The 10,990-nt window shown below is 54.5% G+C and carries 11 protein-coding genes and 1 riboswitch; of the genes, 1 reads left to right on the top strand and 10 read right to left on the bottom strand.

Going from position 1 to position 10,990, the window contains the following annotated elements; all coding sequences use genetic code 11:
* Nucleotides 1–252: 252 nt before the first annotated feature.
* From Q8W22_RS06575 to Q8W22_RS06530, 10 genes are all read right to left on the bottom strand, one after another.
* The gene (locus tag Q8W22_RS06575; RefSeq protein WP_305451879.1) at nucleotides 253–675 is read right to left on the bottom strand and encodes a ketosteroid isomerase-related protein; all 423 of its coding nucleotides are present in this window, start codon (nucleotides 673–675) and stop codon (nucleotides 253–255) included.
* 103 nt (nucleotides 676–778) lie between these two features.
* Entirely contained in the window at nucleotides 779–1,687 is a 909-nt protein-coding gene (locus Q8W22_RS06570) for a cobalamin-binding protein (protein ID WP_305451878.1), read from the bottom strand.
* A complete protein-coding gene (gene cobO, locus Q8W22_RS06565; protein WP_370693664.1) occupies nucleotides 1,684–2,289 on the bottom strand; it encodes a cob(I)yrinic acid a,c-diamide adenosyltransferase in 606 nt (201 codons plus the stop codon). The genes Q8W22_RS06570 and cobO overlap by 4 nt, the downstream gene beginning before the upstream one ends.
* Entirely contained in the window at nucleotides 2,286–3,845 is a 1,560-nt protein-coding gene (locus Q8W22_RS06560) for a cobyric acid synthase (protein WP_305451922.1), read from the bottom strand. Before Q8W22_RS06560 ends, cobO begins: the two co-directional genes overlap by 4 nt.
* A 29-nt stretch (nucleotides 3,846–3,874) precedes the next feature.
* A complete protein-coding gene (locus Q8W22_RS06555; protein ID WP_305451877.1) occupies nucleotides 3,875–4,549 on the bottom strand; it encodes a histidine phosphatase family protein in 675 nt (224 codons plus the stop codon).
* Nucleotides 4,546–5,076: a bifunctional adenosylcobinamide kinase/adenosylcobinamide-phosphate guanylyltransferase gene (gene cobU / locus Q8W22_RS06550; RefSeq protein ID WP_305451876.1), complete on the bottom strand. Its 531-nt coding sequence runs from the start codon at nucleotides 5,074–5,076 to the stop codon at nucleotides 4,546–4,548. Before cobU ends, Q8W22_RS06555 begins: the two co-directional genes overlap by 4 nt.
* Nucleotides 5,073–5,867: an adenosylcobinamide-GDP ribazoletransferase gene (cobS, locus tag Q8W22_RS06545; protein ID WP_305451875.1), complete on the bottom strand. Its 795-nt coding sequence runs from the start codon at nucleotides 5,865–5,867 to the stop codon at nucleotides 5,073–5,075. Before cobS ends, cobU begins: the two co-directional genes overlap by 4 nt.
* On the bottom strand, nucleotides 5,867–6,928 hold the full coding sequence (gene cobT / locus Q8W22_RS06540) for a nicotinate-nucleotide--dimethylbenzimidazole phosphoribosyltransferase (RefSeq protein ID WP_305451874.1): 1,062 nt from the start codon (nucleotides 6,926–6,928) through the stop codon (nucleotides 5,867–5,869). The genes cobS and cobT overlap by 1 nt, the downstream gene beginning before the upstream one ends.
* Before the next feature lie 28 nt (nucleotides 6,929–6,956).
* A complete protein-coding gene (locus Q8W22_RS06535) occupies nucleotides 6,957–7,979 on the bottom strand; it encodes an iron ABC transporter permease (RefSeq protein WP_303431432.1) in 1,023 nt (340 codons plus the stop codon).
* Nucleotides 7,976–8,803 (bottom strand): ABC transporter ATP-binding protein, encoded by an 828-nt coding sequence (locus tag Q8W22_RS06530; protein ID WP_305451873.1) that lies wholly within the window; start codon nucleotides 8,801–8,803, stop codon nucleotides 7,976–7,978. The genes Q8W22_RS06535 and Q8W22_RS06530 overlap by 4 nt, the downstream gene beginning before the upstream one ends.
* A gap of 157 nt (nucleotides 8,804–8,960) precedes the next feature.
* Nucleotides 8,961–9,111, bottom strand: a riboswitch (cobalamin riboswitch).
* Between the two features lie 1,017 nt (nucleotides 9,112–10,128).
* Here Q8W22_RS06530 and Q8W22_RS06525 point away from each other — a divergent pair.
* The gene (locus Q8W22_RS06525) at nucleotides 10,129–10,941 is read left to right on the top strand and encodes a type IV pili methyl-accepting chemotaxis transducer N-terminal domain-containing protein (RefSeq protein WP_303431430.1); all 813 of its coding nucleotides are present in this window, start codon (nucleotides 10,129–10,131) and stop codon (nucleotides 10,939–10,941) included.
* Nucleotides 10,942–10,990: the final 49 nt, after the last annotated feature.

Below are 10,990 nucleotides of genomic sequence, written 5' to 3'. Positions count from 1 at the left end.
AGCGCCAGAAGGCAGACGGTAATTTCAACCAGCAAGGCCGCTTGTATCGAGACCAGTCCAACCTGTCACGGCCAGCCACTGGAATGATTCAGAAACCGGCACAGGCACCGCAGCGGATATTTTCATGCAAGCACAATATCCGCTGCATTCTGGCCGTATTTTGGGCCTTCCTGGCAGAATCCTGTTATCCCTGACTGGCGCCTCAAACGTACCCGGCTGACCCGCCCCAGGCGCAGCAAGCCCTGAAGCACATCAGTCTGCAGCCACCTCGGTGACCTGGCGAATCCAGTCGTCGAGGTTGTAGTAGTTGCTGACGCGGGCAATTTTGCCATTCTGAACATCAAAAAACGCCCCGGCAGGCAATACATAACGCTGGCCATTGGCGGCGGGCAAGCCATCATCCGTGAGCAGGTATTCGCCATGCACCACAAATTCAGCTGCGGCACGTTCGCCGTCGGGGCTGCTGAGAATCACAATATCTTTCAGCGTTTCCTGGTAGTGCCGGTTCATTCGCTCCATAAAGCGCGCAAAGGCTTCCTTGCCAATTTCTCGTTCGCTCTGGTTGATATCGTGGATCACATCCGCCGTCAGCAAATCCAGAAAGGTCGTCATATCGCGTTGATTAAACGCTTGGTAGTAGTTGAAAATCAGTGCTTCAGTGTGGGAACGGGTCATAGGCAGTCATTCTCATAAGTAACAGACTGACCGAGATTACTACGACTGGGACAGGCCGTGATCAGGCCTGTCATCACGAAAAAGTGTTTTTATGCCGACGGTTTTATCGGGCACGATCGATCTGTTCACACAGCACTTGAATTTCATCCAGCGCCCGTGGCGTCATGCGGTGTAACTTGTCGGCATTCGGATGAATCATTTGCTGGTTTTTCACCGCTGGAATAGTTGGCCAGCGACTCCAGTTAACCGCATCAGCGTCAATATTGCTGTTGTCGTTTGTATTGTGGCTTGGCTGGATAATGACTTCCGGAGCCGACACAATCACCTGCTCCAGACCAACACCGGGGTAATCCTGATCCAGACTGGCAAAAGGGTTGTGTGCACCGCATAGGATCAACTGTTGCTGTGGCCAGGCGTTACCCGCCACCGTGGTCAGCGGTCGCGACCAGAGTTCGTAAAACACGCGCACCGGAGCTTTACCTGCAAAGCGATGGCGTAATTGCTGCAAGCGTTGCTCATACGCCAGCGCTTGCTGCTCGGCACGCTTTTCATGGCCGGTGAGCTGGCCAAAGTGGCGCAACTCGCTGGCCACATCATCCAGTCGGGTCACTTCGGAATACACCACGGGCAGACCATAGTGCTGCAGTCGCTCCAGATCCGGTAACGGGTTCCCGGTGCCCCAGGCGATGATCAGATCCGGTTTCATTTGCAGGATTTTTTCAATCTGCAAACCAGCGTACGACCCCACTCGGGGAATGTGATTGGCCGCCTCAGGGTAGTTGGCGTATTCGGTGGTGCCGATAATCTGTTCACCGGCACCAATGGCATAAAGCAGCTCTACGATATGTGGCGCCAGCGCAATAATACGCAACCGCTGACGGTCGGCGGCCACAGCAGTGGCAGGCGTCACCGAAGCAGCTTGAGGTGCTGTCCCGGCTGACATGGCGGGTGCGGTCTGCACCGCCAAGACCGTGGCCAGCCAGAGCCCGCCAATACCATGAACCAACCTCACCAATCGACTCCTTTACGGGCCTTGATACCGGCGTCAAACGCATGTTTGACCGGCTGTACTTCACTGACGGTATCGGCCAGTTCAATCAACCGGGGATGCGCATCCCGACCGGTAATCACCACGGTTTGTTCAACCGGGCGATTGGCCAGAGCGTCGAGAACCTCGTCAATATCCAGGTACTCGAAACTGAGCATATAGGTCAGCTCATCCAGCAACAGCACATGAATATCCGGGTCCGCCAGAAATACCTTGCTGGCCGCCCAGGCTTCTTGTGCCGCGGCAATGTCTTTTTCCCGATCCTGAGTATCCCAGGTAAACCCGGTCCCCATCACATGAAACGGCACCCCCAGTTGTTGTAGCAGATCTCGCTCGCCACAGGGCCAGGTGCCTTTAACGTACTGTACAACGGCTGTTTTATAGTCGTAGCCCAGTGCCCGCACAATGGTGCCAAAACCGGACGTGGACTTGCCCTTGCCATTACCGGTGATCACGATCAGTGTGCCGCGTTTTTCCTGTGCAGCCTTGACCCGTTCGGCGACGGTGGCTTGCTGTTGCTGCATTTTGGCTTTGTGTGCTGCATTTTTATCGAGTGGCTGGCTCACGAGTTGCTCCCTGATAGTGGATGATGGCTGTTTTCTTGGCTGTTTTCTTGAGTGGGTACTTGGGGCCTGGATGCCGAGCTAAACGCCAGCAACGCCGGGATATCAAGATGTTCGGCACAGGCAGCGGCAATACGATCCAGCGCCTGCTCCTGTTGTTGCTGATAATCGTCAATCCGGTCAGTGCTGGCACCGGCCCAGGCCAGAATGGACTGCAAGGCAGATGGCGTATCAAAAACCCCATGCAGATAGGTTCCAGCCACCTGATCGTCGGCGCTATAACAGCCGTCCAGTTGGTTCTTGCCGGAATCCAGTTGTGCAAATGGCCGGGCCGTCGCTGGCTCAAGATAATGACTCTGTCCGACGTGTATTTGATAACCGGTCACTGGCACCCGCATCGGCGGCGCTACAATCTGGTGATGGTCGTCATACAACAGCAACTGGCCATGATCGTTGGTGAGGGATTTGTCCGGGAACAGTCGTGTTGCAATCGGCAGATAACCCAGGCCTGTTGCACTGCCCGCCGGGCCTTCGACACCTTCGGGATCATGAATGGCTTCCCCTAACAGCTGATAGCCTGCACAAATACCCATCAACTTGCCGCCATATCGCAGATGGCGGGCGATATCGCTGGCCCAACGCCCCTTACGTAACAGGTCCAGTTCGGCCCGGACGTTTTTACTGCCGGGCAAAATAATCAGATCAGCGCCGGTTAATGGCTGCCCTGGCCCGACATAAGCAAAGTCTACCTGCGGGTGCTGGCGCAGCATGTCAAAATCGGTGTGATTACTGATACGCGACAGCACCGGCACACGTACCCGCAAGCGAATGTCGGTGTGATCAAGTTGCTGCTCGGTGTCGATGGCATCTTCCGCCGCAGCACCAAGGTTCATAAGGTAAGGCAAGACACCCAGCACCGGTTTGCCCGTGCGTTGTTGCAGCCAGTCCAGACCCGGTTGCAACAACCCGATATCTCCCCGAAACCTGTTGATCACAAAGCCCACCACCCGCTGCTGTTCGGTCTCAGATAACAGCTCCAATGTCCCCACCAGCTGGGCAAACACGCCGCCCCGATCAATATCGGCAATAATAATCACCGGGCAGTCAACGGCTTCAGCGAACCCCATATTGGCAATATCCCGGTCGCGCAAGTTGATTTCTGCCGGACTGCCCGCCCCTTCCACCACGATCAGTTCGTACTGCTGCTGCAAGCGCTGGTGGGATGCCAGTACCGCGGTCATCGCGGTGGTCTTGTAATCATGATAGGCCGCGGCTTCCATATCGGTAATGGCCTTGCCATGAATAATGACCTGGGCTCCGGTGTCTGAATGGGGTTTGAGCAGCACCGGATTCATATCGACATGGGGTACCAGTCGTGCGGCTTTGGCCTGGAGTGACTGAGCCCGGCCAATTTCACCCCCGGACGCGGTCACGGCACTGTTCAGAGCCATATTTTGTGGTTTGAACGGCGCCACCGCGATACCAAGGTTGTGGAAACAACGGCACAGGCCCGCCACCAGCAAGCTTTTACCGGCATCCGAGGTGGTGCCTTGCACCATCAGTGTGTCCGGGGATCGCCAGGCATGATTCAGCACGGCTCACTGCCTGCAGGCAACCAGCCGATACACTCCACCACCGGTGCCACGTCAGGGTGCGGCGAAAGGCGGATACGGGTGCGACTGCCATAATGAATCGCCAGCGAGGAATACCAGTTGCCATCCCGCCAGTCGACCGGTAGCAAGTAACCCAGAATCAGGCGAATCACAGCACCGTGGCACATCACTACCACATGCTGCCCCCCATGCTGCTCCGTTATTTGCTGCCAGCCCTGTACCACCCGTTCGTACACCTGTTCGATGCGTTCGCCTCCCGGTGGTGGATTACCGGCCGGAAACTGGGCAAAGGCTTCCAGTTCGCTCCAGCCATCCGGATTATCTTCCGGAGGACCAAACAGGGTGGTAAATGGAATACCGTCCCAATCGCCAAAATCGTACTCCCGCAACGCCGGAACAATATCCAGCGCCATTCCTTGTTGTTGCGCCCAGTGAGCAGCAAACGCCTGACATCGCTGTAGTGGAGAGCTAATGATCGCGTCTATGCTTGTATCCGCAGCAGTAATCGCGGCCAATGCCTGCTCCAGCTGCCGCCAACCGATGGGGCTGAGTGCAATATCAAAACGGCCATACAAGGCCGCCTCACCGTCCACGGCACCGTGTCGAACCAGGTCAATAATCGTATCGCCTGTTGTTATATCGGTTGTCATGCTTGCACCTCCTTTACAATCACGGGAATACCAGCCACCACCAGCGTGACCCGGTCGGCGATTGCCGCCACTGCCTGATTTAGCCAGCCTGCCTGATCGACAAACCTTCGACTGACATCGCCAGCCGGTATCACGCCCAAACCGATTTCATTGGCAATCAGCACCACATCCAACGGGCACTGTTGTAATGCCTCGGTCAACGACTGAAACAAGGCGGGGAAATCCTGCTCAGGAAAATGATAAAACTGGTTGTTTAGCCATAACGTCAGGCAGTCCACCAGCATCACACCCGGGCCGGACTGCTGCGCCAAATACTCAGGCAACGCCAGCGGGACTTCGGCCAGCGGCCAATCCTTTCCTCGCTCCTGCTGGTGCCGCTCAATCCGACGCTGCATTTCATCATCGAATGACGTGGCAGTGGCGACAAAATATTTGTTTACCTGTTGCCGGGCTGCCAGATCACTGGCAACAGACAGGCCGTAACGGGATTTGCCCGAGCGAGCGCCTCCCAGTATCAAATGAATCATGCCAGTTGCCCGCCATTCGCAAGGGCCAGCAAAACGCTATAAATCAGCAACTCCTGCAATTGCTGGGCAGCACCGAGGCTATCCCCCGTAAAACCGTACAGATGTTTGCTCATCCAACGTTTCAGCCACCATCGCATGACCACAACAGCAATCGCCAGCACCCATGCCGACCAGAACGGCAACCACAACAGTCCCGCCGCTCCCGTCACCAGTACCTGCATCAACAAGGCGGTGTTCATGGGGTACGCCAGCGGGTCGCTTTTACTGGTTCCCGGTGCCGATACATACGGCAAATCCTGGGCATGGGTAATCGCCATCGCCCGCGACAAGGGATAACCAATCAATAACGCCAGTAGTAATTCGCCCTGTTCTGCCAGGGCGACCAGCAACAGGTACTTGAACAGCAACGCCAACAACAGCGCACTGCTGCCATACGTGCCCAGTCGGCTGTCTTTGAGAATACGGAGTTTGTGAGGCTGATCCAGGCCTCCATAAAAGCCATCAAAACAATCCGCCAGGCCATCTTCGTGCAAGGCACCGGTCAATAACAGGCTGGTTATCAACAGCACACATACCGCTGGAGCCATACCTAACCCGGCTTCTGCCAGCAGATACACCGGCATCAATAACAACCCCAGAAGCCACCCCACCAACGGAAAGTAACCCAAGGCACTGTGCATTCTGTCAGGGCTATATAGCAACTGACTACTCATTGGCAATCGGGTCAAAAACCCGATTGCCAACTGTAATAACTGCCAATGCTGGCGTAACTGCATCAGAAGACTCGACATCAGACCTCGACCCCAGCGCTGGCAAAGCTGGCCATCTGGTTATAAAAACCTGCCGCGGCCCGCAACAAGGGTAATGCCAAAGCGGCGCCGGTGCCTTCTCCCAGTCGCAGCCCAAGATCCAGCAAGGGGTTGGCTTCCAGGGCCTGCAGCGCCAAACGATGTGCCGGTTCCGCAGAATGATGGCAGAACACCATATAGTCCCGACAGCCGGGTTCCATCCGACAGGCCAGCAGCGCTGCAACCGTGACAATAAAGCCATCCACCAGAATGACCGTCCGTTGCGCCGCCGCCGCCAGTATGGCTCCAACGATCTGGACGATTTCAAAACCACCCACTTCCTGTAATGCAACCGCCGGACTGGCATCGGCATACGCTGCCCGAACCCGCTGCACACCCCGGCCCACCAGTTCACTCTTGAGCAACAGCTGATCATCATTAATGCCCGTCCCCCGGCCAATGACTTGCTCGACTGCCAGGTTTTCTGCCAGTGCCAGCAACGCGGAGGCGGAGCTGGTATTCCCAATACCCATCTCACCCAGCCCCAGCACATTACTGCCTTGGGCAATCACCTCGCGGGCCACGTCTGCACCCAGGTATAACGCGCGCTGGTACTGCTCTGCCGTCATGGCTGGCTGGACCGAAAAATCGGCACTACCCGGGCCAACCCGACGCCGTAACAGTGACCGATGATCAGCTTCCAGCGGCTGAATCACTCCGGCATCAATCACTTGCAAGGCCATATCACTGGATTGACAAAAGCAGTTGATAGCCGCCCCACCAGCCAGAAAATTCAGCACCATTTGTCTGGTGACAGCCTGAGGGGCAATACTGACGGGATGACGAGCAATACCATGGTCAGCAGCAAACACCAGCATGGTTGGCCGGGTGATCCGGATTTCCTCGTCGCCGCCATCCAGTTGCTGGATCTGGGCCAGTTGGACGGCCAGTACTTCCAACGCCCCCAACGCCCCCGGAGGTTTGGTTTTCTGATCAATCCGTTGTTGTATCTGCGCCTGACCAGCCTGTCCGAGTGCTGGAATATCAAAAGAAACCGTATGCATAAATAAACGAAACTCCAGTCAGCTCTGATCAGGCCAGCCGCTGACGCATAACCAACAGAAAAAAGACGCTGCCCAAAGCAGAGGTAATAATACCGATGGGAATTTCCTGGCTGGCGACTGCCGAACGGGCAATCACATCCACCCAAACCAGAAAGGTACTGCCGAGCAACAAACAGCCTGCGATCAGCGTTCGGGTCGTAACGCCCAGCCAGCGTCGCACAATATGGGGAATCATCAGGCCAACAAAACCGATACCACCACAATACGCCACGACTGCAGCGGTCAAGGCAGCACAGATCACCAGTGCCAGCGCCCGTAGGCGTACGGCATCCACTCCCAGCGTGCGAGCGTTGTCATCCCCCAGCAACATGGCATCAAAATGACGCCCAAGCAGCAGCAGTACACCACTGCTGACCAACACCACAGGGAACAACAGCCATAACTGACTGCTTTCAACCCGCCCCAGGCTGCCCATCAGCCAGAACAGCACCTTGTTGGCAGCAAAAGGCTCACCGATAAACAGAATAAAATGGGTGAGTGAACCCAGCATCAACGAAATCGCCACCCCGCCCAACAACAACTGCTCGGAACTGCGGGCGAACGAAGTAATAGCCAGAACCTGAACCAGCATCACCGCAAACAAGGCACCACCAAACGCGGCCAACGGCAAGGCCGTGCCGACCGGCAACCAGCCCAGCAGCCAGGCCAGCAACGGCTGCTGTGACAGCATCGTACCCATCAACACGGTGACCACACTGGCCCCCAAGCCGGCACCGGCGACTACACCAAACAGATAAGGATCGGCAAGGCCGTTACGGGTTACGTTCTGTAATGAGGCACCGGCAATGGCCAATCCAGCACCAACCAATACGCCTGCAGCAACCCGCGGCAACCGCAGGTCAGTAAAGATCAATTGGTCCAGAGGATCGACCGGCAAACCGGCGAGACAACGCCAAACGGTATTAAAAGGCAGGTCGGCAGACCCAAAAAACAACGCCGCCAACGGCGACAACAACGCCACCGCGATCAGGATTATCCAGCGATATCTCATATGGCTTGATCCTGCCCCGTCGGAGCGACGGTCTGAGCCATCGGTGCTGGTGGTGAAAAATCGACCCGCAACGCTCCGGCATCGTGACGTACCGCACAAGGCAAACGAAATACCTGCTGCAAACGCTCAGGCTCCAATACCTGCGACGGTGTGCCATAAGCCACTTGTTCGCCATGATCCAATAACAACAACTGGTCGCAGTAATGTGCCGACAGATTAAGATCGTGCAAACTCATCACCACGGTCAGGCCGTTATCCCGAGCCAATTGCCCCAGCAAAGCCAGCACATCGTGCTGGTAATACACATCCAGATGATTGACCGGTTCATCGAGCACAATCAGTTCTGCCCGTTGCACCAGTGCCCGGGCAATCAAGCCGCGCTGCTGTTCGCCACCAGACAAAGAGGCAAACACCTGATCGGCTTTTGTCGCCAGACCAACACGCTCTAACGCTTGTTCGATACATTGGTCGTCCTCCTGGGTCTGTCGCCCCAACCAGGACTGATGCGGCAATAATCCCATGCGTACCATTTGCCGCAGGCTGAGCGCAAACACCGTATCATTAAGCTGATGCACAACAGCAATCCGCCGCGCCCGTTGACTCAAGCGATAATCCGCGACCAATTGGTCACGCCAGCACACAGTACCGGCGCCAGACAACTGACCGGACAACGCCAGCAGCAAACTGGTTTTGCCCGCCCCGTTAGGGCCCAGCACACCCAGTACCGAGCCACGCTTTAACGCAAAAGAGATCTGTTTCAGAATCGGCTGTTGATCAATCGTGAGCACCAGCTTATTGACCGCCAGACCGGAACAACCAACCATGGAGATATCCGACAAAAGTAAGCCGTACGAAGCAAGACCATCAACACCGTGCGACATGTGCATCCACAGGGAAAGGAGATGGTTCGTGTCTTCCCGCACGAACAAAATTCAAGAGACTGAATCATTCATTCACCCGTGCACGACGTTAGTCGAGACAGGGCAGAGAACCATTCCAGGGAGGTATCTGACTTTTCCTGGCCCATCACGGCCACAGAATTACAGTTGCGGGTACAGTTCCGGACTCACACCGGATTCCCAATTACGTTAAGCCGCCAGAGCAGCCCAACACCTGTTTGATAGCGCCGGACTATATCAGCAAAGCAAAAACCATACGATAGCGAATCGATTCAGGGGTTCAGCCAGTTACCATCCACTTGCAGCATCACCTGTCATCACCTGCCACAGCGTTACCGCTCATTATGGCGATGCGCGTCACATCGCCTCACAGCAGTCAACACTGGCATTTCATGACGTAACCGGTCATCCCGCCTTGCTTCGCCACAAACAGTCCGCGCCAATCACGGCAGGATTTCCCTGCCTTCTCAGTACAGCAACAGAAAACACCCACATCGAGACAACACCAACCCAAAAGGCGTCTTATTCTTATTATAATTCTTACTCTGTTAATTAAAATGATGCATAAAAAACAGCCAGAAACCCTGAAAATATGACAAAAACATATAAAAATTATTAAATTTTAATTAAAAAACAAACAGTTGAAGCTTCTTTACAGCTACTGGTAGCAGAGAAATACCACATCACCCAAAGATAATTACAAAATCAGACCCAGCACTCATTTCGTACAAAATTAAGCCGACCAGTGAATAATTCCACTATCCTTGTAAGCAGCAAAGGTTCTTTTGGGCATCGATACATCGGCGCTGGCAAGGTGGTTTCTGACAAGAAATCCATTGCCCAACAAGAGACACAACAAGCATCAAAATACAGTAAAGATATGTAAGACCAGGCATTACATCCATCCTGAGAAACAACCGGGGTATTCCAGCATCTCAGGTGCATGTAACAATCCAGGCCTACTCATCCTGATGTAAAGTGATATTTTGCGCCGGGGTCGGTCATGTACTAGACAAAAAATCAGACCTATACCGCCATGTTGCGATAGAAGGCAGGCCACAAAAAAAGTTAACGTTCGAAATGACCTCAGATGAAATCATTCATTGACTCAGGCCTTCGATAAGATCATTTTTTGCTGCATTGTAGAGCAATCAAACCACCTGACTGTTATTTCTCCAGGTTGGCAAACGCCAGCCCTCCTGGTAGTCAAGACCAAACGGCACATGAAGAGAATTCGCGGAGGAATTCAAATGCTTCTGATCTTCATTGTTGTGTTGATCTGGTTTTTCTGGATCAAACGACCTAAAAAGAACAACTACACCGCTAACAGAGCCAATAGTGTTGTGGCTATAACAGGCAGTCTGATCATGCTTAGCCAGAGGATGATGAAAGATCATCTGATGCTTGGCGCAGGGGTGAGTACTCGTTCGGCCCACAGCCAGCGCGATGTGAGCGTCATGCTGTTTAACCAGCGTCTGGAACAACTGAAAAAAGAAGATCACGACGAAGCGATGCAGAAGCTGTTGGCCAACACGCAGGCCATTTGGGATATCCACCAACCCCAGATTCTGGCACAGCCAGACCTCAATCTGGTTGGTAACCTGATGCAAGATAATGACCGCTTGCTCGCCCTCTGTGATGATATTGCCCGCAGCAAGGCAGAACATGAAGGCGATAACATCGCCAAAATGGCCTACCTCGCAGGCAGACAGCGTATGCTATCCCAGCGAATTGCCAGAAACTGTGTGGCTATTTACTGGGGCTATGACAACGACTGGATCCATTACGATCTCGACGCCACCATTGCGCTGTTTGATCACACCCTGCGTGAGTTGATGCATTCCCGTCTGACCACGCCACAACTGGCGGCATCGCTGGAAGCCGCTGCATCCTTCTGGATGGCATCCAAAGCGACGTTCAAACTGTTTCAGGACAGTGCCGACAAGCGTAAGGATGTGCCACATATTCAGGAAGTGACTGAAACATTACTGGTAAAGCTGGATAAGATCACCAGCCAGTATGAAGCGATTATTGTTGGGGAAGAACGCCCGGACCAGTCCTGAGCCAGCCGTTCTGAAGCCTCCATCGCGGCTCAGACCCGCATAAAAAAGC

The organism is Oceanobacter sp. 1_MG-2023 (assembly GCF_030689025.1).
Lineage (GTDB): Bacteria > Pseudomonadota > Gammaproteobacteria > Pseudomonadales > Oceanobacteraceae > Oceanobacter.
Note: the sequence above shows the minus strand (reverse complement) of the source record. Positions and strands in the feature narration are given on the sequence as shown.